Here is a 26571-nt window from a genome sequence, read left to right as displayed (position 1 = left end):
TATTAAAAGAAAATAAGTTAATAAGAACTGATCTTATGATTATTTTAAAATTGTAATTTTTTTCTAACTGTTAATATAGTACGCTGACTAATACCGAAAACTCTGATTAATTCTTCATTAGCCATGCCGTTCTTTATCGAATTTTCATACGCTATTTTTCTAAGTAAGCTAAATATGCCCCACCTATTAGGGATCTCAATATACCCAGATGAGTCAGCAAGAGAGCAAAGTTTACAATAATGAGATTCTGTTAAATCTATCTCCAATCTCATTTCTAATTTTGATTTTTGCTTTCCTAAGTAAATTTTTTCCACCATGTTTTTCTATAAAGTAGTAGAACTCATTTGCCGTGAATGGCTCGACTAATTCAGATAAGAAAAAGGGTAGTCTAGCAAGTACTTCAACTTTGTATTCCTCATAGAAGATATATAACTCATTCATATGATTTATTTTATTTGTATAAATGACGCCAAAAATTTCGTAATGCATTCTTTGCGACTCCAATCGAAGTTTTGTATAAGTGTTGGTATTTATAGTTTTTAGAAGTTGATAAGTGCATAGCAACAACTATATTAAATGTAGTTGCTTTTGTTTATGTTGTGGGTACTTTGTGGTGAGGCTTGGGTAATGAAAAGCGTTGTTACATTGCTATACTGGTTAAAGTTAGAGATGTGTAATTATGGTCAAGTTACCCAAATTAATTTAAAAAGAGGAAAAGCGCACAGTTTTAATTTTGGCTACAATAATATAGCCAGCCAAAATGTAAAACTAATAACACTTAAAATAGTAGACAACACCACAGCGCCAGCAAGTGTGGCTTCGTGTTGCTTTATTTGACTCGCAATGAGGTAGGCATTTACACCAACAGGGGATGCGCTTAAAAGCACTAATACATTAAGTATTTGCGTGTCTAGTTTAAATACATAAGTACCTACCAATAGCACTAATGCCGGTAATAGAGTTATTTTTAAAACGGATGCAATTAGGGCTGGTTGCCAATTTGCGGCTATTTTATAAAAAGCTAAATTTGCACCAAGCACAAATAATGCACAGGCAATTGCTGGTTTAGCTAATAGCTCCAAACTATTTGCTAAGTCGGTAAACAGTGTTACTCCCAATATGTTTAATATAAGCCCACAACCAATACTTAGTACAATAGGGTTTAATACCATACTCTTACCAAAGTGTGACCATGAAAACTTATCGCTACTGCCTTTAGCTCCTATTAAAAAAGTAAGCGCAAACAATAATGGACTATGAAAAGTGATGATCATAAACGCAATTGCAATCATCTCTTTCCCCAATGACGCAATAACAATAGGAATGCCCACAAGCACCATGTTGGAATAGCTAGAAGCAAGACCAAACACACCGTGTTGTTGATAATTTTTTAAGTGCTTTTTATTTAAATAAAAGCGGTCGATTAAAATACCTAAGCCAAACACAGTCAGTACGGGTATGTAAAAGCTTAAAAATGCAAAAAGGCTAATGCTCTCCTGTAAATTAATTTGCGACATATTTAACAATAAAAAAGCCGGTAAACTAATATAAAAAGTAAATTTACTAAGCCCTGCAATATGTTGCTTTTCAAAAAAGTTTAATCGGCAGCAAGCATACCCTAACGCAACAATGAATATGAGCGGAAAAATAATCGAAAAAATGTGCACGTAGTTACATCCTAGTAATAGATTAATTTAGCGTCTAAATTCATCGCTTTGCGGCAAATTGATTAGTATGAGCACTGCGCCTCTTCCACCATATTCAAGTGGGGCCTGATGCATAGCTATAACGTCTGGGTGCTGCACTAAATACTGGGGGACTTTGTGTTTTAGTACGCCACCACCAATACCATGTATCACGCACGCGCAATAATAATGCTGTTTTTTACATTCGTGAATTAGGCCAGCAAGTTCATCTTTAGCTAATTCTTTATTTAAGCCATGCAAATCAAGCGTTAAGTCGGGTGCAAAGTCGCCACGGCGAAGCTGTTTAGCTAAAAAGCTGTCTTGCCCTGGTTTTACATATTTTACCGTGCCGTGGGTGTCTATATCGGGAATATAAACGTCTGAGAAGAAAAATTCAGACTGAGCCTGCTTTTTTTGCTGGGCAAATTGCTTAGCTTGTGACACCTTAGGTTTTGTATCAAAACGATGAGTATCTTGTTTGAATACTTTAGCGCCTGTGATCGTTTGACGAAATAAGCTTATATCGTCATTGCTTAGGGACGAATGTAGTGGAATGTCTTTTTTCATAACTTTTACCTAAACAAAAAAACGTAAATACGCAGCGCAAAAGGCGGTACAATACTTAAATGAGGGGCAATTGTAATTTGCCCAGCGCAGATAGGCAATGCAATCGTCTCAAAGACTCAAAACAGTCAGTAAGCTACTACAGGTAAAAATATATGAACGATTTACAAATAGAAGAAGCAACATTAGAAGAAGCCGTTGCAGAACTGTCAACTTTACATGACTGGTTACGTTGGACTACAAGCCAATTTGCAAGTAGTGGTATATTTTTTGGACACGGTACAGATAACGCTTGGGATGAAGCTGTAAGTTTGCTACTTCCTGCGCTTAGTTTACCTGTTGATGCACCAAAAGAATTAATGCATGCGCGTTTAACAAGCACAGAAAAAAACCTGTTATCAGGTCTTATTGCAGAACGCATTAACGATTGCACGCCAGTACCTTACTTAACAAACATAGCGTGGTTTGCTGGTATGCCGTTTTATGTTGATGAGCGCGTACTTATTCCACGTTCTCCGTTTGCTGAACTCATAAGCAACCGTTTTACCCCGTGGTTAGATGCGCCTGAGTCGGTTAACCGTATTTTAGATTTATGTACTGGCTCTGGTTGTATTGCAATAGCGCTTGCACAAGCATTTGAGCAGGCACAAGTTGATGCGGTAGATATATCGTATGAAGCACTTGAAGTAGCTGACATAAATATTAGCGATTACATGTTAAGTGACCGCGTGCTACCAATTCAGTCTGATGTATTTAGTGGTGTACCAGGTCAGAAATACGACTTAATAGTAGCAAACCCACCGTATGTTGATGCAGAAGATATGGCCGATTTACCTCGCGAATTTCATCATGAACCAGAGCTTGGGCTTGCATCAGGTCACGATGGATTAGATGTAACACGTACAATATTAAGCGAAGCAAGTGAGCATCTAACTGATAACGGTTTGTTATTTGTAGAAGTAGGGAACTCTATGGTACATATGGATGCACTGTATCCGGGTGCGCCGTTTGAATGGGTTGAGTTTGAACAAGGCGGCTTAGGTGTATTTGTAATTAGCAAAAAGCAGTTAGATGAGTATTTTACAAAATAAGTAAAAATAATGAATAGCCAAGCCATGTGTTTGGCTATTGGTAGTCATTAGGAATGAGGAAAGTTAATGGCAGGTAATAGCATTGGACAGTTATTTAAAGTGTCCACCTTTGGTGAGAGCCACGGCGTTGCATTAGGCGGCGTTGTTGATGGTACTCCCGCAGGTCTTGAGATCACAGAGGCCGACTTACAAATAGATTTAGACCGTCGTAAACCAGGCCAAAGCCGTTACACAACGCAGCGCCGTGAAGACGATCAAATAAAAATTCTTTCAGGCGTTTTTGAAGGTAAAACCACAGGCACAAGCATCGGTTTACTTATCGAAAATACCGATCAACGCTCAAAAGACTACGGAAAAATTAAAGATGTATTTCGCCCTGGTCATGGCGATTACACGTATTGGCATAAATACGGTCTGCGTGATTATCGTGGTGGCGGTCGTTCGTCTGCACGCGAAACAGCTATTCGTGTAGCGGCAGGCTCTATCGCTAAAAAATACTTAAAGCAATTTCATGGTATTGAAGTTAAAGCATGTTTAAGCCAACTTGGTCCTATTAAGGCTGAGACATTTGACTGGAACGAAGTTGAAAATAACTTATTCTTTTTCCCTGATGCAAGCAAGCTAGAAGCACTTGACGAATACATGCGTGACCTTAAAAAACAAGGTGACTCAGTAGGCGCTAAAGTAAAAGTAGTGGCAAGCAATGTACCAGTAGGATTAGGGGAGCCAGTATTTGATAGGCTCGATGCTGAGCTTGCACATTCATTAATGAGTATTAACGCAGTTAAAGGCGTTGAAATTGGTGACGGCTTTGATGTTATTGAGCAAAAAGGGTCAGAACATCGCGACGAATTAACCCCTGAAGGCTTTACATCAAACCATGCTGGTGGCGTACTTGCCGGTATTTCTACTGGGCAAGATATTATTGCTTCAATAGCGCTTAAGCCAACGTCGAGTATTACTATTCCAGGTAAAAGTATTAATACTGAAAACGAAGCAGTAGAGATGATCACCAAAGGACGTCACGATCCGTGTGTTGGTATTCGTGCCGTGCCTATTGCTGAGGCAATGATGGCCATTACACTGATGGATCATTTACTGCGTCAACGCGGTCAAAATCCACATGTAAACCACGAACATGGTCCAATTAACGGCTCAGTTTAAAACGTTAATATGATATAAAATAAGCGCCGAAAGGCGCTTTTTTTTATATCAAAGTACCATTAAATTATAGAGTTAAAGCGAAAATATAAGAGACGTTATATTTAAAATCAGACAACAATATCTTGGTAAACATTTAACTATTCTGTTTTTATTAGGCAATAAATATGATTTCTCAATTTGAAAGACAGTTAATAAATAATGCTCAGTATGAAGTTGATCTAAAAATAAGCGTAAATATAGTGAGCAATTCAAAAAATCCATTTTTTTTACTGGAATATGCTCAAGCTTATAATTGGGACAACGGCTTAGAGGTAATAAATGCAGTTGCAGATAACGAGAACTGTGACTTTGGTGTTGCGTTATCACTTTTTTGGTTAGCCGATGCAATGTGTTATTTAACAAAAGATATTAAAAGAAACGAATATAACGAAGAGTGGTCTGACTTTTGTGAAAAGATGATAAGCAGAATTAGTACTGGCTGGTATAAGTTGAATTTAATACGTTTTGAACCACCTTTAGGAAAAGTAGAAAAATACACGTTAATAAAACAGGGCGTCTCAGAAATCTTTATTAATAAAGTAATACCTAAAGATGAAATAATATAAGGCTATTCAAGTTAATAGTATGAGTGAATTACAACAAGAATATTATATCCCATTTTGCTAATTGATCACGCTAGCATTAACACTTCAGGGCTAGTTCAAGTTTAGTTTATATAATCTTTTATGGAGGTTATTAACTATGACGAATACGACACAAGCAAAAAATGTAAAACGCTCCCAGCAAAAAATACACGCAGCAATAACGCGACTTGAGCGTTTTAGTAAAATTACCGACAGCAGCATTGGCATTCCTTTTACTAAATTTAATATAGGGATTGATGCTGTTATTGGACTTGTTCCTGTGATTGGCGATGCCGCTGGGCTTATATTATCAAGCTATGTATTGCTAGAAGCGCAGCGTATGGGGATGAGTAAACGCATAAAACTAAAAATTATAATTAATATGCTGATAGATTTTTTTGTAGGATCAATTCCCCTGTTTGGCGATATATTTGATGCGTTTTTTAAAGCAAATACGCGTAACACTCAATTGTTAAAAAATGCTTTAATTAAACAGGGTAAGCTTTAAGTTTTACTTAAAAAGTAAACTGTTCAGCTATTTTTTTTACTGTATTTTGGTTTATAGGATTGTGTGCATGGTTGGCATGTAACAAAACAATATCAATAACCGGTAAAGCGGGAAGGGTAATGTCATTAATAATACATAACGAATCGGCTTTACTTACCTGAGCAATGGCGCCTATGGCTAAGTGACTTTTCACTAAAGATTCAAGTGAACTTAAGCTTGCGCAGCAACCTATTATTTTGAATTGTCGCTCCGTTTTTAGTAGCCCCTCAATTGCTGCCTGATGAAACTTACAATCGCGCATAAAAATGGCGAGGGGCAAGGTCATATTTGAGTCATAAATAAATTGCTCGCTCTTAACCCACACTCCCGTACTTGAATACAAAAAGTACCCTTCCTCAGAGCTTGGTGAGCGGGTGGCAATTATTATATCTAACAAGCCTTGATCGAGCTGATTTTTTAACTCTGTGGTTGAAGCACAACTGATTTGTAAATCTAGTTGGTTAATATGCTGATGGAGCAAACTAACAACTTTTGGCAATATTGAACTTGCGTAGTCATCAGGGCAACCTAAACGGATACGAACTTGTACTGTGCTTGTTTTTAATTGTTTATATGCTTCATCGTGTAGTGCTATTAATTGTTTAGCGTAACTGGCTAGTTGAATACCTGCGTTGGAAAGTACAAGTTGTCGACCTTGTTTACTAAATAATGAATTACCAATATCACGCTCTAGCTTTTTCATTTGCATACTGACCGCTGATTGCGTACGGCACACTTGTTGTGCGGCACGAGTAAAGCTACCTGTATCTACAAATGCTAAAAATGTGCGAAGTGAATCGATATCCATCTTAATTCCTAATATTTTAATACATCAATGTAATTGATATGTGGTATGACAAATTTTGGCGAGTATTCACCTAAGCCGTAACGTATATTGACTTAACTTAATCATTTAGGAAGTCACAATGCAATTATTTATTGGTAATAAAAATTATTCTACATGGTCACTTAGAGCATGGTATTTAATGAGTAAATTCAATGTTGTATTTAGTGAGGTGCAATTAGTACTGGATACACCTGATTTTTATAATGAATTACAAAAGCGGTTTTCAGTGCAAAAAGTACCAGCGCTTATTGATGGTGATTTAGCTGTTTGGGATTCATTAGCTATTTGTGAATACATAAACGATGCTTATTTGTTGGGGGCAGGGTGGCCAACAAATATAACTCATCGAGCTAAAGCACGTAGTCTAAGTGCTGAGATGCATTCAGGGTTTTTGGCACTACGTAACGAAATGCCAATGAATATTCGCGCCACACGTGTAATTACACTTTCTGATGCTGCTAAAAAAGACATTGCCCGTATTGACGAAATATTTAACCAACAACAAATTACTTATCCAGATAGATGGTTATTTGGTGAATTTAGTATTGTTGATGCTATGTATGTACCTATCGTTTTACGACTAAAAACTTACCAAGTTAACTTATCTGAACAAGCTAATCGTTACTGTGAGCAGGTTATGAGCTGCCCAGTGCTACAAAACTGGGTTAAACAAGCATTAGCCGAAACCGATATTGTAGAATGTGATGAAGCAGGCACGCCTGCATAACTATTGCTTTTATATGATTTACTTTTTAGTATTAAAACCATAACTTTAAAGTAGGCGAGCTGATGTACCTTAACCATCCAAGGTATGGCGATAAACCAATAATTACCAATACACCTTCGACTATTGAAGCAATTGAGAGTGCGCACTGGCGTTACGCAAACCTTAAGTATTTTTCTAATACGGTAATATTGGCTGATATAAAAAAGCAAAATTATGCCATTTATCCTCGAACACTCTATGTAGATATTGAGGAGCAGTGCGAGACTTGCTCTAAGGCATTTATTTTCTTTGCTCAAGAGCAACAATACTGGTTTGAAGTATGAGGGCGTGTTGACCTTTCAGGATTAAAGTTTGTTCGATCTAGGGACTATTTAATCGCGGCGCGAGATTTGTAACCTAGTGGGCTAAGTAAAAATCGAGCAACAAAGAGTTAATCGTCCCTAGAAGGAATCCGTGGGCAGCGCGTGTTTGGCATTTATACGTCGTTATCGCCTATTTATGGGGAGCAACCAAACTACATAGACTCTGCCTTGCCTAAAAGCCAAACACACTGCTGCAAACTTAATCTCGAAAGATAAACACGCCCTTGGCTTTTGGGTTGATTCGCATTGTACTCATTGCTTTGAATGCCGTAGGCATGCGCGATATATACGAACTATTCGTAAACGTTACGATATATTAGCTAGCTTAGCCAATAAAACCTCAAGTGAAAAAACACAGCATAAAGAACTTGGTAATACTCTTTACTGTTTAGGTATTATTAAAAACATCAATAAAGTGAATGGTTAACCGTTTATTTTTTACTATCTCGCCTTATTTTTACTTTAGCTGTAAAAGCCCGTACAATTCGTCTCGTTTTTAATGCGCAAAATAGCGCTGTAACCGAGACTAATTAGCCTAATTTTATGCATCAAATAGCTGATCTAATTTCAATTTTTGAACGCACTTTTTATCAAAGTTATAATACCCGATTGATAAAAGGCGATTGCGAGCCTATTTATATTCCAGCTAATAATACAGCCTCTTTTCATCAGGTTGTATTCGCTCATGGTTTTTACGCGAGTGCATTGCATGAAATTGCGCATTGGCTAGTAGCAGGCGATGCACGTCGTTTACAAGAAGACTATGGTTATTGGTACTGCCCCGATGGTCGTGATGAAAAAAAGCAGACTGAATTTGAAAACGTTGAAGTAAAGCCTCAAGCTATAGAGTGGTTATTAAGTACCGCAGCAGGGTTTAATTTTAACGTGTCGGTGGATAACTTAAACGGCGAGCAAACATGTCGGTTTGATTTTCAACAACGAGTGCATGCGCGTGTATTATCGCTTATCGAAAATGGCTTTAACCCTCGGACAGAATTACTTTTAAAAGCACTATCCCATTTTTATAACACACCGTGGCCAATAACCGCGCAACAGTTTAATTGGCAACACCCGAAGGAGCTTTGTGATGGCGTTTAAATTAGGTTTAATTGTAAACCCTGTAGCGGGTTTAGGTGGAACAGTTGCTTTAAAAGGCAGTGATGGCGCGCAAACTGCTGCCAAAGCAATAGAATTAGGCGCAGAGCCAAAGGCAAATAGCCGTACAAAAGCAGCGCTTGAAGTGCTATTACCTTATAAAGAACGCTTAATTATTTACACTGTTAACGGCGACATGGGTGAGAAAACAGCAAAGGCTTTGAGCTTTAATGTTGAGGTTATATACAACACTGCTGCTATAACAACCCCAGATGATACTGAGAATGCGGTAAAAATACTTAAAGACTCTGGCGTTGATTTGGTTTTATTTGCCGGTGGCGATGGTACAGCGCGTAATATTTGCCATGCAATAGAGGATACCGTTCCGGTACTTGGTATTCCTGCAGGCTGTAAAATTCATTCTGGTGTATACGCCATTACACCAAAAGCAGCAGGTCGCGTAGTTGAAATGCTGGTTAAAGGTGAGTTAGTTACCTTAGCTGATGCAGATGTAATGGATATAGATGAAGATGCCTTTAGGCAAGGTACGGTAAAAGCAAAACGTTATGGCGAAATGCAAACACCCAGCGAAGTACGTTATATGCAAGCTGTTAAAAATGGCGGTAAAGAAACCGACGAATTAGTACTAGCTGATATTGCTGCGCATGTTGTATCGCAAATGGATGAAGACACATTTTATATTATGGGTAGCGGCTCAACCGTTGAAGCTATAATGGAAGAAATGGGACTTGAGAATACATTGCTTGGCGTTGATTTAATAAAAGATCAAACCATAGTTGCCCAAGATTTAATGTCTAAGCAATTACTTGAGCTTACTCATGAGCAAAATACTAAATTGGTAATTACCCTAATTGGCGGGCAAGGACATATATTTGGTCGTGGTAATCAGCAATTAAGCCCCGCGCTTATACGTGCAATTGGCAAAGAAAATATTATTGTAGTAGCAACAAAAACAAAGCTACAAGCGCTTAATGGTCGCCCCCTTATTTGTGATACTGGCGACAGCGAATTAGATGATGAATTAACGGGTTATATTAAAGTAACCACCGGATATAACGACCATATTATGTATGCAGTAGGGCATCAAAACCTTGAAAATACAGGTGCTCTGCAAAACCAGGAGATTAATAAATGAGTTTAGTGAACTATATCGATGCAGCCCAGCAGTACTTTGATGATTTAGTAATAAAAGCAACTGACGATGAGTTATTTGCAGGTGGCTATTTACGAGGTCATTTCGATCTTGCAGTAGGTTATGCCGAAGTAGAAAAGCTGACAATCAGTATAGATGAGCTAAACGATACCGTAGAGCAAAGCTTAGTTAAAGCATATCGTAATGGTGAGCTTAACGAAGAAGACAAAGCATTAGTTGTGCGTCTATGGGAAGAAGTTAAAGCACTCGCTTAACAGCTCTTTTAGCACAATATAAAAACACGACTTGCTTAGCGCAATCGTGTTTTTTTGCTTTTGGCATAAGCTCTGTCGAGTAAGCTAGTTTATTTATACGAATGTAATTAGATATTTTACACGGTTTTAGAAAAATACTAATCTGCATAAGTATTTGAACAATTTAGTGAGTTAATCCATCCCATAATGTCGTTAATTTTTTAGAACAACTATATAAATTTTTCCTAATTACAGTGCCGTCTTCTTGTTGTTAAATAGACCCCATATAAGTAGATTGGTATATATCGAGTAGGACGTTTTATGAGTAAGAATTATAGTGCTCTTTAGAATACTCTATAAATTGCTAGCTAAAATTCAGGCACAAAAAAACCTTGCTCACTTACGTGGCAAGGTTTTTATTAAAGAAGCGCTGCTTATTTCGGCGTTGTAAAGCTTACTGGGCGACGTTCTTTGCGAGGACCAGTACGCTTATCACCGCGTTGGCTGTCATCTTTGTCTTTACTAAAGCTACGCTTTTTGTCAGCCGGTGGGCGTTCAGAGCGTTCTGCACGTGGTTCTGCAGGACCTTGATCTTGTGTAATTGTTAGACCCATAGGGCGTTTACAAATAAACACTTTTTGGAAATGATCAAGTACATCTTTAGGCATGTTTTGCGGTAACTGAACCGTACTGTGATTGTCGTGTAAACGAATATCACCAATAAACTTGCTTGAGATGTCAGCTTCGTTAGCAATAGCGCCAACAATGTTCTTAACTTGAACACCGTGTTCACGACCTACTTCGATACGGTAAGTATCCATAGGACCTGCATCACGACTGTTACGTTCGCGAGGTTTACGCTCAGCGCGTTCACCACCACGTTCGTTACGACGACCACGGTCATTGCGGTCGTTACTACGTGGATTGCGATCGTTACGTTCGTTACGCTCACGAGGTTGAATCTTAACTTCTTCAACTTTAATAGGAGACTGTTGCTGTGCTAAACACAGTAACGCACCAGCTAAGCTTTCAAGTGGAAGGTCAAGTTTTTCAGCCATGTTAGTAGCTACGTCATTGAAGAACGTGATGTCTTTGTTTTCAAGCGCAATAGTTAATTTTGCTTGTAACGCTTCAATACGTTTTTCTTCAACGATTTTTGCAGTTGGTAATTCAACTTGTGCAATTTCAGACTTCGTATGACGAATGATATTTTTAAGTAAATAACGTTCGTTATGTTTTACGAATAAAATTGCTTTACCAGTACGACCAGCACGACCTGTACGGCCGATACGGTGAACGTAGGCTTCAGAATCTTGTGGGATATCGTAGTTGATAACTAAGCTTAAGCGGTCAACATCTAGACCACGAGCAGCAACGTCTGTTGCAATAACAACATTTAGCATGCCGCTTTTTAAGCGTTCTACAGTGCGTTCACGTGCTTGCTGGTTCATGTCACCGTTAAGTGGAGCAGCAGAGAAACCTTCGCGCTCTAATAACTCAGCAAGTTGTACTGTATCGTTACGTGTACGTACGAAAACAATAGCACCTTCATACTGTTCAGCTTCTAAGAAGCGAACAATCGCTTTATTCTTGTGTACGCTTGCATTCCAAAACACTTGCTCAACAGATGATACTGTAGAGTTACGTGCTGAAATATGAACCTGTTCAGGATTGTTCATATAACGGCTACTGATGTTTTGAATTTGCTTAGGCATAGTCGCAGAGAAAAGACATGTTTGCTTTTCGCGCGGTGTTTTTTCCATGATGCTTTCTACATCATCGATAAAGCCCATACGTAACATTTCATCGGCTTCATCAAGTACAAGTGCTTGTAAAGCATCAAACTTGATAGTGCCACGGTTAATGTGATCGATTAATCGACCTGGAGTTGCAACAATAACCTGTGCGCCACGACGAAGTGCGCTTAACTGGATGCTGTAGCTTTGACCACCATAAAGTGCCAATACTTCAACACCACGAATGTGTTTAGAAAATTGTTCGAATGCCTCAGCAACTTGGATCGCAAGCTCGCGTGTAGGTGCAAGTACAAGGATCTGCGGCTGTTTTACAGACGGGTCAATATTATTTAACAATGGCAGTGCAAATGCTGCGGTTTTACCTGTACCCGTTTGAGCTAGTCCCAGTACGTCCTTTCTTTCTAGCAATAACGGTATACATTGAGCTTGGATTTCAGATGGTGTCTTGTAACCCAACTCTTCAACTGCCTTCAAAATTGCAGGAGAAAGATTTAGAGATTCAAACGTGACTGGTTCTGACATTAATACGCCTCAACGAATTTAAAGAGGCGCGCATTATATAGGATTCGCGAGGCAAATGCTTGTATAAATTACAACTAATTTCTATGTGGTTGATGTTGGTCGAAATTTAACCAGTTCAATTCTAGGGTAATTAAACTGGTTAACATTTTTGATACAGAGCTTATTAAGGCTTATTTATAGAGCCCTAGGTTTTCTTTTGCGTAAGCTTCAAATTCTGTAAATCCACCAATATGATCTTGGTCAATAAAAATTTGCGGAACTGTAGGGCAAGGTTTACCAGCTGACTTTTCAAGGTCAACTTTACTGATGCCTTCTTTAATTATATCTACGTAACGAAATTTAAAGTCATCACGTTCATTTGATAATTGTTCTGCTACGTCTTTAGCACGTACACAAAATGGGCAGCCTTCACGACCAAAAATTACTGTTAACATAATGCTCTCCTTTATTTGATTAATATCAGTTTAAATGATTAAAAAATATTTTAAAGTGTAAAAAATCGATTGCACTGTTCTAATAAAGCATTTTTACGAAGAGTAACACTAATCCGCTTTGCATTGTGATTTGCAAAATGCGAATTAAATAATCAATTTTTAAAAGTTAATTTATAACGTATTGAATGTAATGAAATAAAACGTTTTTAAATTTATGGCATATAACTTGTAAATATTTGGCTATACATTGGTTTTTAGGATACCAAATGAATACTCATAGCCATGTTTTAGAATCTATCCAAGGGATAGTCGGTAAGTATTGCAAAAAACATAACAGCCATTTGGCTATTACATTAATTAATAAACTGCAATGTAGTTATGTGTGCATTCAAATAAAACCAGAACAGTTAATTACTGAAATTGAAACGTTTATTATCCCAGCTCTAAAATCTACACAACATTGCTTTGTGCTAATAGTTGAAGCAACCTTAAAAGGTATTAGCATTCATTATAAAGTGGACGACAAAGATCAGATAAATACGTTGGACATTAATGGTCATATCTCAACAAAAGAGCCTATTAAATTATTGCTTAGTGATGATCAAAATATTGATGTTTTAACTGGTAGTGAAGCTTTATTTAAAAGTTGTTTAAGAATATCGTCAGAAATAAATGGACGTTATGGTTTGCAATTTAAATTGTTTGATAGTGTTGCGCGAGGAAGCGTACAACTCGAGGACTTACGTTACTTAAATGAGGATGCATTACTAGAAAAGTTGAATGGTTCTAGCTTAGAAACACATCTTAAGCTTTGTTCTATTGAGCAATTAAGTAATTTTAACAAAGAAGATAGGTTATCGAAGAAAGTTATAGCGTGGCCGTTTTTTGACACCGATTTAATGACGGTTTTAAGTACGGTGCGCTTTCAAACCCGTTTATCAATTTTAGTTGCTGATGATAGTTTACCTAGCCAAATAGCGACTAAGGTTATGCTAGAAATGCTTGGCTGTTCAGTAACATGCGCTGAAAATGGCGAAAGCGCTTTAATTCTCGCTCAGAATGAATCATTTGATTTATTGTTATTGGATGAACGTATGCCTGGTATGTACGGCAGTGATGTTGCTCAGCAACTTACTAAGCAAAACTCGCCAAACAACACCACACCTAAAGTTATTTTAACGGGGCTTACATGTGATGAACAAATTGCTGAGCTATTTGACAAAGGTATTACTCATTATTTGCAAAAACCTGTTACTAAAGCCGTTCTCGAAAAATTTATTAAACCTTGGCAAGCTGCGTAATTAATTTTAATAAAAGCATACCCAGGTGACATTTTAGGTATCGGGGTATTGATTTTTAAGAATTTGATTACATTCGTAATTATTTAGCGTTGACGCAATATCTACAAACTAACGAGAAGGTCAAAAATCGATAAAGTCCTTGTATTGTTTATACCCTTACATTTTCACCCATAGCGGGTAATAAAAAACTAATTACCCATAAAAAATTGTACCGACCACATTTGGTACTTTTTTACGCCTGTTATTGGGGGATTATTTTGCTTGAAAACTAAACTTAAAATATCAAAGGCAATTATTTATAAGTAATTATTTTTGTAAAGAGGCCTTTGAAAATAGCAGTGTTCATAAAGGCATTAGTCGGAATAATTAAAGATGGAAATGTTAATGAATGACGAATTACAAGTTCAATATACGTTAGTTGAGCAACTATCAAATAAAAATCGTCATCAAGCAAAAATTTTATCATTGCTTGATGAATGTATTTTTGAGTGCGATAAAAGTTTTTTATTAACTTATATAAACGAAGCTTGGCAAACTAGATTAGGTTATTCAAGTGAGTCATTAATAGGAAAACCGCTTACTAATTTGATAGCTGGCAGAGATGTATTGCATTTAACTATGTATGGCTGTGGATTAATTGAAGGTGCTGCAACTTGTAGTATTGAACTGCAAGTAAAAAATAGTGATGGTTTAGCTAACTGGTTTGAACTTAAACTTGCTTACGATAATGATGGTCGTTTTGTAGGGTCGTTGCACGACGTACAGCGCCACAAAGACTTTCAATTACGATCAACACAGCAACAGGAGCATGCCAAGCGGTTGTCGTTAGTGGCGAGTCATACTAATAATTTGGTTATTATTACAGATAAGTTTGGTTTTATAGAGTGGGTTAATAATAGTTTTGAAACACTTACGGGTTATGAATGTAAGGAGGTTATAGGGCAAATCCCTGGTAAGCTTCTACAAGGTCAAAAAACGTGTGAAAGTACATGTAAAGTAATGTCGGAGGCAGTGAGAAATGGTCAACCTTTTCAAGTAGAAACAATTAACTACGGTAAAAGTGGTGAACCATACTGGGTTGCTATTGATGCTAACCCCGTTAAAGATGAGTTTGGTGAAGTTAAGCACTTTATTGCAATACAAACGAATATTACACAGCGGGTGCAAGCTGAACAAGCAATGGCTGAAATAGAATATAACTACCATTCGGTCGTTGATAATATTCCAGACATTGTATTGAGATTAGATACGCAAGGTAACTTGCTCTTTATAAATAAAGCGTGGGAGCGTTTATTTAATAGCGAAGCTCACAAAAATATTGGCTTGCCCATTATAAAATTTATTGCTCAAGATGATATTGAAAAAGTAAATGGCGCCCTATTAAATTATGAGCAGGGACAGCGCGACATTTGTCGTTTTGATATACGATTAATTAATTTTAAAGGTGAAAGTAACTGGGTCGAAATGACGCTAACCCCAATTGTAAGTTCTTACGATAAGAGTTTGTCGTCTATTGCTGCGACCTTGGTTGATATTCAAGAGCGAATTGAAGCAGAGCATGCACTACTAGAAGCTAAGCATCAGGCTATAACGCTTGCCGAGTCTAAAAGTCGTTTTATGGCGAATATAAGTCATGAAATACGCACGCCTTTAAATGCAGTTATTGGCTCTGCGGATATTTTACATCATACCGGTTTAACTTCTGAACAAATGCGTTATACACAAATGATAAAAACGAGTTCAGATGCTTTGTTAAGTGTTTTAGATGATGTACTTACATATTCTCGTTTTGAAGCTCAAGCTATATCTCTCGATAATAGACCTTTTAGTATTGATACCTGCATTGAAGAAGCTATAGATATAGTTACAGGAAGTGCACTGCAAAAAGGTCTGGAAGTTATTTTTGATTTATATCCAGATGTACCAGCAGAGGTTGTTGGAGACCATGCTCGAATAAGACAAATTGCAATAAACTTATTAGCAAATGCAATTAAATTCACTGAGCAAGGCACAATCACTATTACTGTTAAATGCATAAAAATTATAAATGATGATCTCACTCTGGAGCTTTGTTTTAAAGATACAGGTATTGGTATTGCAAAAAATAAACTAGAAAGTATGTTTAAGCCATTTATTCAATCAGATAACTCAATCACCCGCGAACATGGTGGTAGCGGTTTAGGGCTTGCCATTTGTAAACAAATTTGTGATGTAGTTGGTGGTGATATTAAAGTTGAGTCTGAGCTTAAAAAGGGAAGTGAGTTTATTATTAACTACCCTTTAAAAATAGATACTACTAATTCAATACAGCGAGAGGGATTTGCTGCACGCAGTAAAAAACCTAAAGTATGGATTTTAGGAAGTAATAAAGTATTGCAAAAAGCCATTAAGCATATGCTTTTACGCCACTCTGTAACTTTTGAATGTTATGAGGAGCTTCCTCATACGCCAATAACTGATACGCCTGATGCCATTGTTGTGACCGACCCTAAAATGGTTCCTTTAGTACGTAAAGGATTAGATTCATTCCTCTTACCAAATAGACCTTGTTTACTTGTTATAGACTTACTTGGTAAAAGCTTATTACCAGAGAGCACTAACGATAATGAATTGAGACTCAATGGTCCTTTTAAAGTATCTCATTTACTTCGAGGGATTCACTTATTAGAGGAACAGTTATTTCATTTAGACATAATATTTACCAATCGCGATCAAGAGGCATCGTTAAATCATTCCCAAGACTTAGATCAATTAACGGGAATTACAGTATTGGTTGTTGAAGACAACACTAATAACCAAATAGTAATAAAGCAGTTTTTAGAACAAAAGGGATGTAATGTTGAGATTGCAAGTGATGGGCAAGAGGCGATTAGTAAAGCACAAAACCCAAAAATTGATTTAATTTTTATGGATATACAAATGCCCATTTTAGATGGTATTTCAGCGACGAAGGCTATTAGGGCGTTAGATGTTACTACCCCCATTATTGCGCTAACAGCGAATGCGATTCATGGAGATAGAGAACGGTTTATAAAAGCAGGGATGAATGATTATTTAGCTAAACCAATTGTTAGAGAAATACTTTATACCATGCTTGAAAAGTATGCTCTTGAGCACGCGCGTGATGCACTATATTTAAAACATACGCGTTTAGCTGAGATTTGGGAGATGATTAACTAGGAATGATTTAACTAATGTAGTAGGTATTTATATTTAATTAGTTAAAAAGTTTGGTTAATGTGAAATTTAGCCTAGTATTTTAAGCGTAGCTTAGTTTTTTTGTTTGATATTTAAAGGTTGTTTTATTGTGCTTCTCAAACTGATTTGCATTTTGCAATTCAAAATAAAAATATGCGGCTATTTAATGGTGATTTAATTTATAGATTATTTTTGTTTTTTTAAGGCACTGATTTTTAGTTCTATTTCAAATTTTATTTAGTTTTGTGTGATTGGCACATCTTTCGCATTTACTAACTATAAGATAGAGGGAATCATCTGAAAAATTCATCGATGAATTAAATTTAGAGAATTCCCACATTTATTTAAAAGGTAGACATGATGCAAACAAATACTAAAAGTTCACAACCAAAGCAAAGCAATTGGGTATTAACGCCTGAAATTATGATTTTATCTATCGCACTTGTGGCCGTTTTGATTATTGGCATTACAGCTTTGCGAGATACGAATGTAGCGCAACCTGTGATTAATATGCAGCCTGTTACTTTTTTGCAAGATGATACTGATAATACGCAAATAGCCAATAATACATTCGATTCTCAAAATACTAGCTATGCACAAAATGAAACAGTAAGAACTAATGATAAACATAGTAATATTCGCTCAAACTAATATGATTTAATGCTGGTAATGCAACATTGCCAGCTTTTTCGCTAACTCTTCTTTTAATGCCTCTTTTTTAATCCTCAAAATACTTCACAGCTTAAATAATATTTATTTGGTGTTAACTTAAGTAATTGACTAGTCTTAAATTGATCAAAATATGACTTGCAAAGTGAATTGCAAAATGAAAATACTGAAAAATAATTATTAACGTTCAAAAATAAATAGTTAAGTCATTGAATTTATTTGGTTTATATTTATTTCTTTGCGGGTGTCTTGGTCTGTAAATTGCTATTAGTTAGATAGGTACTAAGAATAAATTAAATTGGAGCAGACAATGAATGCATTTAAAACTTTAGATTCAGAAAACCCAGTTGATCTTGCAAGGTGGCACGAGCTAGAGCGTATTATGTCTGATGCAATGAAAAATGATTATTTTAAAATGGTATATCAACCACTCTTATCTTTAGGAACAGGGCAGCTGGTTGGTTTTGAATCGTTAATCAGGTGTCAGTCACCACGTTTTGGTATTGTAGGACCTGACGAGTTCATACCACATGTTGAGCAATCAGGCATGATATTAGAGCTTGGAGATTGGATTTTTGAGCAAAGCCTTTCTGATTTAAAGCAGATGCTAAATTTTGGTATGACTGGTATTACAGTGTCGTTAAATATTTCACCTGTTCAGATATTAAATGGCAATATTTTTTCTAGAGTAATGCATTTACTTGATAAACATCAAATTCCACCAAGTGCAATTAAAATAGAATTGACCGAAACAGCATTAATCCACAGCCCTGAAAAAATAGAGAAGGTATTCGAAAACTTTCACAAAGAAGGGGTTAAAGTATGGCTTGATGATTTTGGTACTGGGTATGCGTCTTTAGGTTTGTTGCGCCAATTTAATATAGACGGTTTAAAAATTGACCGCAGTTTTGTGAATGGTATAGCGACTAATAACGAAGACTTTACTTTGTGTAGTGCCATTATCGCGATGGCGCAAAGGTTAGGTTTAGAAACGGTTGCAGAAGGAATAGAAGAAAATGAACAGCTGCAAATTTTAGAGCAACTTGGGTGTGATATAGCACAAGGCTATTTAATTGATAAACCGCAGAGTTTAGCGAGAAACGTCGCTAAATGGGCAAAGTAGTATTAAATCTATTTTTCATATTGATTTGCAAAATGCAAAAAACGAATTACTCTCAATGTATACACTATTTTTCAGTTTTTATTATTTCACAAGAAACCGTTTTTAACTTTAGTTTAAAACAATAAAAACGCTGAAGGTTATATATGCCAGTACCTGAGCAATTTATCGATAAAAGTATTACCGATCCACAAATTTTAGCGCAATTAGAAAAAGATGTAGGGTTAGAAACACTGCTTAAATTAGTAAATTTATTTATTGATGAGTTAGGTGTTATGACAACTGAGTTAAGTAATGCGATAGAGAAAAACGACGTATTAAAAGTTAAAGATATAATGCACATTCTTAAAAATTCAGCAGCCTTATACGGAGCTATTCCTTTAGCTACTTTAGCTGGTCAACTCCATGATTTTCCTCCAATAGTAGAACAAGAAAATTTAAACCTAGCTATAATTATTAAGCACAATATAAATAAAACTCGTCATGCCTACCAAGTCATGGTTCAAAGTATAGCCATATAGGAGAAGGCAATGAGCAGTAAACAGGACAAAGGGTTGGTTTATATTGTAGAAGATAGCATCGCTAGTGGAGCGCTATATGCGAGCCAACTAGAGCAAGTTGGGTATGAGTGTAAGCATTTTGCTGATGGTTACTCTGCATTGGTTGGGATTAAAGAACAAATGCCTCTTGTTATTGTACAGGATGTTTGTTTACCCGATATAAGTGGGCTTGAAGTTCTTCAGTTTGTTAATAAACAAGATAATCCAGCAAATGTAGTAATGATTACTTCAAATAGCTCTATTGATGTAGCTGTTGAAGCAATGCGTTTGGGTGGATTTGACTTTTTAGAAAAACCGTTTACAAGTCAGCGATTGATCAGTGCAGTTGAAGGTGCACTAACGCCTAAAAAGCAAGTAAAGATAGTACCTGAAGTTAAAAACAATAATAAAAATGAAGACTTCGTTGGTGAGTCGCTAGCAATGCAAACAGTATTTAGATTGCTCGACAGTGCTGCTCGTAGCAAAGCATGTGTGTTTATTACTGGTGAAAGTGGCACAGGTAAAGAAGTATGCGCACAAACCCTTCATGATTCGAGCCCTCGCAGCCAAGGTCCTTTTATTGCAATAAACTGCGCCGCTATACCAACCGAATTATTTGAGTCTGAATTTTTTGGGCATGTTAAAGGGGCATTTAGTGGCGCTTTAAGCGATCGTAAGGGCGCAGTTGAGGTTGCTAATGGTGGGACGTTATTTTTAGATGAATTGTGTGAAATGGAGCTTAACTTACAGGCTAAGTTATTGCGCTTTTTGCAAACTGGTATATTTAGTAAAGTGGGTAGTAGTGAAGTATTGCATAGTAATGTTCGTTTAGTGTGCGCTACAAACAGAAATCCTGTTGTAGAAGTCGCAGAAGGGCGTTTTAGGGAAGACTTATACTACCGACTAAATGTTATTCCTGTAAAGCTCCCTCCACTACGTGAGAGAGGTAACGATATATTGTTATTGGCCGAGTATATCCTTAAACAAAAAAGTGAGAGCAATGCAAAAAATTTCAATGCATTTGCTGATGATGTAAAACAGCTTTTTTGCAATTATGATTGGCCGGGTAATATTCGTGAATTACAAAATGTTATTGAAAATACGGTTGTAATAAATGATGGAGAAATTGTTGAGTTAGATATGCTACCAAGCTCCTTTGGTTTAGGATCAGCAAAGCCCGCAAGTAGCACTTCGTCAGTATCACACATTATTGCCAATACACTTGGCTCGCCTATGGTTGCCCATGATATAGAACCACTTTGGCAAGTTGAAAAAAGAGCTATAGAGTCAGCAATTAGAGTTTGCGAGGATAATATACCTCTTGCTGCAGCTTATTTAGGTGTAAGTGCTTCTACAATTTACAGAAAAATTAAAGGTTGGTCGTAAGTCATAATAATCCAAACTATTAATATAATTATATTACTCGATTACAATTTAAATGGTTGAAAATTAGTTACATGCCCAAAGCTCTACTTAGTAAACGATTTATAACATTTCTTAAGGAGAATATTATGAGTAATAACACATTAAAACCCGCATCTAAATTGTCTGAACTGATTGTAAGTAATACAGAGCGAGAACAGGTTGATATTACACAGCGTATTACAGATGCTCCATGGAAAATGATAGTAGTTTATCGTGGTCAGCATTGTCCTATGTGTACCAAACAGTTAAACGCACTGGCTAAAATGACTCAAGATTTTAAAGATATTGGTGTAGAAGTAGTTGCTGTAAGTGGTGATAGCCATGCTCAGTTAGAAGCACACTATGAAAAACTAGACGTTAATTTTCCTCTTTATTATAACTTAACGCTTGAGCAAATGACTGAGCTAGGTTTATACATTAGTGAACCTAGAAGCAATACAGAGACAGATCATCCATTTGCAGAACCTGCAATTATTGTTTTAAATGAGCAGAACCAAGTTCAAGTCTTAGATAAATCAAATAGCCCGTTTTCGCGTCCTGATATGCAGCAGTTACTGTCTGGTATTCAATATACGCGTGAAAATGATTATCCTATTAGAGGAACATTTTCTTAAGTAGTTAGATACTAATTTAGGCGCGTTTAACAACGCGCTTGATTTTATATTTAATTATTTTTAATAAATTTACTTGAAAACAATTTTACCGTCCATATATAGTTAAGTAGGACGCCTGATGGGTCCTAAATTAAACTTAAATAACTGAAATTTATATTATTAATTAAAATTTGCTTGAGCTTGTTCAATAGAAAAGCACATGCAAAATATCGCTTAAATATGAGGATATCATTATGCGTACAGTAGACTTATCACCACTTTATCGTTCATTTATCGGCTTCGAACATTTAGCATCACTTATGGATGCTGCAGCTAGTACAGACAAGCAGCCAAGCTTCCCTCCATACAATATAGAAGCGCTTGATAAAGACAAATACAGAATCACTATGGCCGTAGCAGGTTTTAGCGGTAGTGAATTGACCATTGAGTCAGAAAACAACACATTAAAAGTTGCAGGTATTAAAGCCAATAAAGATGAAACTAACCAACGTAAGTTTATTCATCAAGGTATAGCAGAGCGTAACTTTGAACGTAAATTCCAGCTTGGAGATCATGTGAAAGTACTTAGTGCAGATTTAGCTAATGGCTTATTGAGCATAGAGTTACAGCGTGAGATTCCTGAAGCACTTAAACCACGAAAAATTGAAATTGGTAGTGGTAACTTGCTCGAAGGTAAGTAAACCTATTTAACATTAGTTTCCCCCTGATTATTTAGCCGCCTCAACTGAGGCGGTTTTTTTGTTTAAAGCGCTTCTAAATTATTAAGATAGTAGGTTGCTTGTTGTAGTGTTTGTTCTTGAAGCGTTTTATCTTGTTTATCCCAATTTTTATAGACCATACCAATACGTGGGTTTTTTTCTAACCTGTCTCTGTGTCTATCCATAAAATGCCAATACAAGCTATTGAGAGGGCATGCTTTATCACCTACCTTTTGTTTAACATCGTATTGGCAACTTTTGCAATAGTCGCTCATTTTATTAATGTAGTTCCCGCTTGCTGCATAGGGCTTTGTTGCAATGATCCCATCATCGGCAAACTGGCTCATTCCTCGAGTATTAGGCATTTCGACCCATTCTATGGCATCTATATAAACACCTAGATACCAGTTATCTACTTCATCAGGATTAATACCTGTGAGCATACAAAAGTTTCCAATAACCATTAGGCGCTGAATATGATGAGCATAAGCGGTTTCAAGGCTCTGTTTGAGTGAATGACTTAGGCAATTCATTTTTGTAGAGCCATTCCAAAAATAAGATGGCAATTTATTTTTGGCTTGTAGTTGGTTTTTTGTTGCGTAGTCGGGCATGTTAGTCCAATAAATAGCGCGTACATACTCTCTCCAGCCCAATATTTGTCTTGTAAACCCTTCTACTTGCGAGAGTGATATCTCATCAGGTCTTTGCTCATATTCATTTATTACACGTTTAATTACATATAATGGGTGGAGTATTTTTGCATTTAGAGCAAACGATAAACGGCTATGATACAAGCTGGTATTGTTTTCACTTTGATCTGTCATTGCATCTTGAAAATGACCAAATCGACTAAGCAAGTGCTCACAAAAGTATTCGAGAGATTCAATGGCTTGTTTACGCGTTGTAGCCCACTCTAATGTATGCTCATTTAGTTGACCAAAATAAGCGACTTTGTGTTTATTTAAACGTGAAACGATACTACTTACATCATTGTTGAATAGCTTTGGTCGTGGGATATTTGCTAAGTCGTTTTTAGAAAATTTATTACGATTATTACTATCAAAATTCCACTTTCCGCCAGTTGGCTTTGCATCGTCAATTAATATATTAAATTGCTTACGCATAGCGCGATAAAAGTGCTCCATTGTTACATGCTTATTTTTTTTGAAGCGTGTATTTATATCACCAAACGGTAATAAAAAATGTTCTGTGTCTGTAGCAGTTACATTCAATGAACTATTATTTTGAAATAAGGTTAATTGTGATTTAAGTCTAAACTCATCTGGGTATTGGTACTCAATAGTATCGCATTGATATTTATCGGCAATTCGCTTAAGTAATTCAACTAAGTTTTGATCATCACAAGTATCATCTAATGTTAAATGTAAAATATTAAAACCAGCACTTTTTAATGCGACTGAAAAATTCTCCATTGCGTTAAAAAAAGCACATAATTTTTGAATATGATGCTTAACGTAATCAGTTTCTTGTTTAAGCTCTGCAATAAGATATAAGGTTTCACTGTCTTTTTGTTTAAACCACGAGTGAGATGGATTTAGTTGATCGCCTAAAATGAGCCTAAGCGTTTTATAGTGTTTCATGACAAAGCCAAACAAATACCATACGAGCTAATTTAAGTAGACGATCGTTTTATTATTTAATAATTGGAGTTATAAATATGAGTACATTAACAAGGCTTTTTATTTTATTAATGGGTATAAGCCCTATGGTTTGTTTTAGTGCCACTACTGCAATTTATAAATGTGAAACAAGTAATGGGGTTGAATTTAGCCAACAACCATGCGCAGATAATCCTCAACTATTGCATTTAAATGTACAAAACCCGAACGATAAAAAACAAAATGATCTTAAACCAAGTAATACCAGTTCGATAAACAATATTGATTCTGATATAGATTCCTATATAAAAATAACCGCATTAAAAAAACAAATTATTGAGCATCAAGATAAAATTAAAACTTATAAAATTGAAATGCAAAAGCAGGTTAGCGTTTTGAATAAAAAGTCGGATTCACAAAAAGATAATTTAGCTGGAGCTAAGCGAAGTGTCGCGATTGCGGAGCAAATAATGGCAACTATATCGCGTTTTGACGTGCTTATTAAAAATGAACAAGTAAGCATAGATATACTTAACCAACAACTCAGACGACTTAGTTCTACTAAGCAAAATGATACTTACAGTAATGAAAATAAAAAAATAGATACTTTTATCCGCAAACAACAGATAGAGCGTGAAGTTAGAGAATCTAACAATAAAATAATAACGTTTAGTAATGAACTCAAAGAAGAAACATTGAAGTTAGAAAGTAGGCTAAGTAATGGAACAAACTACGAAAAGGATGCCGAATTTGATAATGCGTTATCAAAACGAATGAGTGCATTAAACACTCAATATAATTTATTAATAGAAGTTGAGCATAAAAAGCTTAATCGTCTAAATGATGAAATAAGCTTTTTACCATAAAGTTACGTTTCGCTATTTGTTTTCTTTTCTATTTGTTGCTTAAGAGAAACAACATTAGAAACATTAAAGAGGATATTATTTGCAAAGTTTGTAAAAAACCTTAAAACTTTCTGCCATGCTAATTGACTTTCTACACTAAAAAGTCGCCCTAAATGCTCTTCCAAAGTCGAATAAAAAGCATCACATAAGATTTTGATATCAACTTGTTGAATATGACCGTTTTTTAAAAAAGCTATATGATGTGATAAAAACGGAGCAACAGATGATGGGTTATCTAGATTTTTAATTATGCGCTCTAACACACAGTAAAGCGTATAACTTCTTTCGTTAAATTGTGCAGCTGTTAAGTAACCCATGGTGATATCAGACTCAACTAACTTACCATGAAAACGTGCCGTAAAAGCATGGAAGTTTGGTTTTATAATAGTAAGGCTTTTTAACAGTACTGGTTGATGTGTATTCATTAAATGCCTCGTTGCATTAAGTATAATTTTTATTATTGTATTAGTGATTGATTCTTATTATAGTCAGGAACTCAGATATCGCACGCTTTTTTGATATTAAAGTATTGGTTTGTTGTTAAGCTTATGATTTAACCTCGCTTTTGTTGTTGTAAATAAAATTATTTTTTTGTGAAATAATAGTACCTTGAGTTTTTCTGGAATTATTTTTTAAAATTCTATTCAACATTTTAATTACATATGTTGAGTTTGCCTATTTTAAAGATTCGAGTTTTTATAAAGTTATTAGTTATTATGGTTGCTAATTATCCCGCGCATCCTTATAATAGCTGCCATTGTTTAGCATGTTGTAAAACAGCTAACAGCGATATTAATTAAATTTGATATCTATTGGCGCGGGATGGAGCAGTCTGGTAGCTCGTCGGGCTCATAACCCGAAGGTCGTCGGTTCAAATCCGGCTCCCGCAACCAATTCTAATAAGTGTAAGCTTATTAATTTATATCGCGCATTCTAAGTAATGCGCGTTTTGCGTTTAAGCTAGTGTAGTTTAATTTGGTCAGATTGCTGGCTCGCAACCAAGCTCGGCCCTAGGCCACACAGTTTTATGCTTTTTGGTGTGACGCCCCGCTTGGTTCGGGGCGTTGTTGTATCTGCACCTTACGGTTTGATGGCAATTGTCATTAAATTTAAACTCAGTATTTTAGGGCTATAAGCCCTTTTTTTGTTTGTATGGAGGATTTTCGTGACAAAACTTGAACAAGATTTAGTAACCATGTTGTCGCCAGCGGTAGAAATGTTAGGCTTTGAATTACATGGTCTTGAATTTGTGCAAGCGGGTCGCCATTCTACCTTAAGAGTATACATTGCTCATGAGGATGGGATCTCAGTTGATAACTGTGCGGATGCAAGTCGCCAAATTAGTGCGATTTTAGACGTCGAAGACCCGATTACAAATGAATATGATTTGGAAGTATCGTCTCCTGGTGTTGATCGTCTATTATTCAAACAAGATCACTACGAGCAGGCGCAGGGAGAGGAAGTACGCGTGCGTACTAAACTTCCACAAGATGGTCGTCGTAATTTTAAAGGCGATTTAGTAACAGTTAGCAGCGATATGATCACACTATCTAGCGATGGTGCAGAGCATCTAATCATGCTTAGTAACATCGAACGTGCGAATTTAATCGCGAAGTTTTAAATTCGAGCGCGAAGGAATAGGGCAAGCGAGGCATTAC

The 26571-nt window shown here is 36.3% G+C and carries 27 protein-coding genes and 1 tRNA gene; 20 read left to right on the top strand and 8 right to left on the bottom strand.

From position 1 onward, the window contains the following. Positions 1 to 44 precede the first annotated feature (44 nt). The 3 genes from L647_RS1000000125765 to smrB all read right to left on the bottom strand — a co-directional run bounded on the left by L647_RS1000000125765 (position 45) and on the right by smrB (position 2252). Positions 45 to 317 carry a hypothetical protein gene (locus L647_RS1000000125765; protein WP_139015423.1) on the bottom strand — a complete coding sequence of 91 codons (273 nt, stop codon included), beginning with the start codon at positions 315 to 317 and terminating at the stop codon, positions 45 to 47. Positions 318 to 737: 420 nt separating this feature from the next. Beyond that, positions 738 to 1667 (bottom strand): AEC family transporter, encoded by a 930-nt coding sequence (locus L647_RS0104705; RefSeq protein WP_024610157.1) that lies wholly within the window; start codon positions 1665 to 1667, stop codon positions 738 to 740. A gap of 27 nt (positions 1668 to 1694) precedes the next feature. Beyond that, positions 1695 to 2252, bottom strand: a complete 558-nt coding sequence (gene smrB, locus L647_RS0104700) for an endonuclease SmrB (protein WP_024610156.1) — start codon at positions 2250 to 2252, stop codon at positions 1695 to 1697. A 152-nt stretch (positions 2253 to 2404) separates the two neighbouring features. Here smrB and prmB point away from each other — a divergent pair, with 152 nt between their 5' ends. The 4 genes from prmB to L647_RS0104680 all read left to right on the top strand — a co-directional run bounded on the left by prmB (position 2405) and on the right by L647_RS0104680 (position 5635). After that, on the top strand, positions 2405 to 3340 hold the full coding sequence (prmB, locus tag L647_RS0104695) for a 50S ribosomal protein L3 N(5)-glutamine methyltransferase (protein ID WP_024610155.1): 936 nt from the start codon (positions 2405 to 2407) through the stop codon (positions 3338 to 3340). Between the two features lie 66 nt (positions 3341 to 3406). Continuing rightward, on the top strand, positions 3407 to 4504 hold the full coding sequence (aroC, locus tag L647_RS0104690; protein ID WP_024610154.1) for a chorismate synthase: 1098 nt from the start codon (positions 3407 to 3409) through the stop codon (positions 4502 to 4504). A gap of 164 nt (positions 4505 to 4668) precedes the next feature. Continuing rightward, positions 4669 to 5109 (top strand): DUF4274 domain-containing protein, encoded by a 441-nt coding sequence (locus tag L647_RS0104685; protein WP_024610153.1) that lies wholly within the window; start codon positions 4669 to 4671, stop codon positions 5107 to 5109. A 136-nt stretch (positions 5110 to 5245) separates the two neighbouring features. Continuing rightward, on the top strand, positions 5246 to 5635 hold the full coding sequence (locus L647_RS0104680; protein ID WP_024610152.1) for a DUF4112 domain-containing protein: 390 nt from the start codon (positions 5246 to 5248) through the stop codon (positions 5633 to 5635). Positions 5636 to 5642: 7 nt separating this feature from the next. Here L647_RS0104680 and L647_RS0104675 read toward each other — a convergent pair whose 3' ends face one another. Beyond that, the gene (locus L647_RS0104675) at positions 5643 to 6482 is read right to left on the bottom strand and encodes a LysR family transcriptional regulator (RefSeq protein WP_029880374.1); all 840 of its coding nucleotides are present in this window, start codon (positions 6480 to 6482) and stop codon (positions 5643 to 5645) included. 118 nt (positions 6483 to 6600) lie between these two features. On the opposite strand from L647_RS0104675, the gene L647_RS0104670 reads away from it, so the two are divergent. From L647_RS0104670 to L647_RS0104650, 5 genes are all read left to right on the top strand, one after another. Further along, positions 6601 to 7248: a glutathione S-transferase family protein gene (locus L647_RS0104670; protein ID WP_024610151.1), complete on the top strand. Its 648-nt coding sequence runs from the start codon at positions 6601 to 6603 to the stop codon at positions 7246 to 7248. Between the two features lie 62 nt (positions 7249 to 7310). Continuing rightward, entirely contained in the window at positions 7311 to 7571 is a 261-nt protein-coding gene (locus tag L647_RS1000000126325; RefSeq protein ID WP_029880373.1) for a zinc-ribbon domain containing protein, read from the top strand. Between the two features lie 582 nt (positions 7572 to 8153). Then, positions 8154 to 8708, top strand: coding sequence for an elongation factor P hydroxylase (locus L647_RS0104660; protein ID WP_024610150.1), 555 nt, complete (start codon positions 8154 to 8156; stop codon positions 8706 to 8708). Then, positions 8698 to 9861, top strand: a complete 1164-nt coding sequence (locus tag L647_RS0104655) for an ATP-NAD kinase family protein (protein WP_024610149.1) — start codon at positions 8698 to 8700, stop codon at positions 9859 to 9861. The genes L647_RS0104660 and L647_RS0104655 overlap by 11 nt, the downstream gene beginning before the upstream one ends. Then, positions 9858 to 10133 carry a YfcL family protein gene (locus L647_RS0104650; RefSeq protein ID WP_024610148.1) on the top strand — a complete coding sequence of 92 codons (276 nt, stop codon included), beginning with the start codon at positions 9858 to 9860 and terminating at the stop codon, positions 10131 to 10133. Before L647_RS0104655 ends, L647_RS0104650 begins: the two co-directional genes overlap by 4 nt. A gap of 413 nt (positions 10134 to 10546) precedes the next feature. On the opposite strand, the gene L647_RS0104645 is transcribed toward L647_RS0104650, so the two are convergent. Both L647_RS0104645 and L647_RS0104640 read right to left on the bottom strand, forming a co-directional pair. After that, positions 10547 to 12391: a DEAD/DEAH box helicase gene (locus L647_RS0104645; protein WP_024610147.1), complete on the bottom strand. Its 1845-nt coding sequence runs from the start codon at positions 12389 to 12391 to the stop codon at positions 10547 to 10549. Between the two features lie 170 nt (positions 12392 to 12561). Beyond that, positions 12562 to 12825, bottom strand: a complete 264-nt coding sequence (locus L647_RS0104640) for a GrxA family glutaredoxin (protein WP_024610146.1) — start codon at positions 12823 to 12825, stop codon at positions 12562 to 12564. A 266-nt stretch (positions 12826 to 13091) separates the two neighbouring features. Here L647_RS0104640 and L647_RS0104635 point away from each other — a divergent pair, with 266 nt between their 5' ends. The 8 genes from L647_RS0104635 to L647_RS0104600 all read left to right on the top strand — a co-directional run bounded on the left by L647_RS0104635 (position 13092) and on the right by L647_RS0104600 (position 22371). Further along, positions 13092 to 14126 carry a response regulator gene (locus L647_RS0104635; protein WP_024610145.1) on the top strand — a complete coding sequence of 345 codons (1035 nt, stop codon included), beginning with the start codon at positions 13092 to 13094 and terminating at the stop codon, positions 14124 to 14126. Between the two features lie 384 nt (positions 14127 to 14510). Then, positions 14511 to 17306, top strand: a complete 2796-nt coding sequence (locus tag L647_RS0104630; RefSeq protein WP_253948832.1) for a PAS domain S-box protein — start codon at positions 14511 to 14513, stop codon at positions 17304 to 17306. A 375-nt stretch (positions 17307 to 17681) separates the two neighbouring features. After that, entirely contained in the window at positions 17682 to 17975 is a 294-nt protein-coding gene (locus tag L647_RS0104625) for a hypothetical protein (protein WP_231613152.1), read from the top strand. Positions 17976 to 18303: 328 nt separating this feature from the next. After that, positions 18304 to 19116 carry an EAL domain-containing protein gene (locus tag L647_RS0104620; RefSeq protein WP_253948831.1) on the top strand — a complete coding sequence of 271 codons (813 nt, stop codon included), beginning with the start codon at positions 18304 to 18306 and terminating at the stop codon, positions 19114 to 19116. A 143-nt stretch (positions 19117 to 19259) separates the two neighbouring features. Further along, a complete protein-coding gene (locus L647_RS0104615) occupies positions 19260 to 19634 on the top strand; it encodes an Hpt domain-containing protein (RefSeq protein WP_024610141.1) in 375 nt (124 codons plus the stop codon). Positions 19635 to 19643: 9 nt separating this feature from the next. Next, positions 19644 to 21038, top strand: coding sequence for a sigma-54 dependent transcriptional regulator (locus L647_RS0104610; RefSeq protein ID WP_024610140.1), 1395 nt, complete (start codon positions 19644 to 19646; stop codon positions 21036 to 21038). A gap of 125 nt (positions 21039 to 21163) precedes the next feature. After that, on the top strand, positions 21164 to 21691 hold the full coding sequence (locus L647_RS0104605) for a redoxin domain-containing protein (protein ID WP_024610139.1): 528 nt from the start codon (positions 21164 to 21166) through the stop codon (positions 21689 to 21691). A 233-nt stretch (positions 21692 to 21924) separates the two neighbouring features. Beyond that, a complete protein-coding gene (locus L647_RS0104600) occupies positions 21925 to 22371 on the top strand; it encodes an Hsp20 family protein (protein WP_024610138.1) in 447 nt (148 codons plus the stop codon). A 62-nt stretch (positions 22372 to 22433) separates the two neighbouring features. On the opposite strand, the gene L647_RS0104595 is transcribed toward L647_RS0104600, so the two are convergent. Beyond that, the gene (locus L647_RS0104595) at positions 22434 to 23990 is read right to left on the bottom strand and encodes a cryptochrome/photolyase family protein (protein ID WP_024610137.1); all 1557 of its coding nucleotides are present in this window, start codon (positions 23988 to 23990) and stop codon (positions 22434 to 22436) included. 77 nt (positions 23991 to 24067) lie between these two features. Between L647_RS0104595 and L647_RS0104590 the strand changes: the two genes are divergently transcribed. Continuing rightward, on the top strand, positions 24068 to 24874 hold the full coding sequence (locus L647_RS0104590; protein WP_024610136.1) for a hypothetical protein: 807 nt from the start codon (positions 24068 to 24070) through the stop codon (positions 24872 to 24874). Positions 24875 to 24876: 2 nt separating this feature from the next. Here the strand turns inward: L647_RS0104590 and L647_RS0104585 are convergent, their stop codons facing one another. After that, entirely contained in the window at positions 24877 to 25338 is a 462-nt protein-coding gene (locus tag L647_RS0104585) for a globin (RefSeq protein WP_024610135.1), read from the bottom strand. 391 nt (positions 25339 to 25729) lie between these two features. Here L647_RS0104585 and L647_RS0104580 point away from each other — a divergent pair. Then, positions 25730 to 25806 (top strand) — tRNA-Met (locus L647_RS0104580). 272 nt (positions 25807 to 26078) lie between these two features. Continuing rightward, complete coding sequence (gene rimP / locus L647_RS0104575) at positions 26079 to 26534, top strand: ribosome maturation factor RimP (protein ID WP_024610134.1); 456 nt, start codon at positions 26079 to 26081, stop codon at positions 26532 to 26534. Positions 26535 to 26571 lie beyond the last annotated feature (37 nt).

Source organism: Pseudoalteromonas sp. TB64 (genome assembly GCF_000498095.1).
Lineage (GTDB): Bacteria > Pseudomonadota > Gammaproteobacteria > Enterobacterales > Alteromonadaceae > Pseudoalteromonas.
Note: the sequence above shows the minus strand (reverse complement) of the source record. Positions and strands in the feature narration are given on the sequence as shown.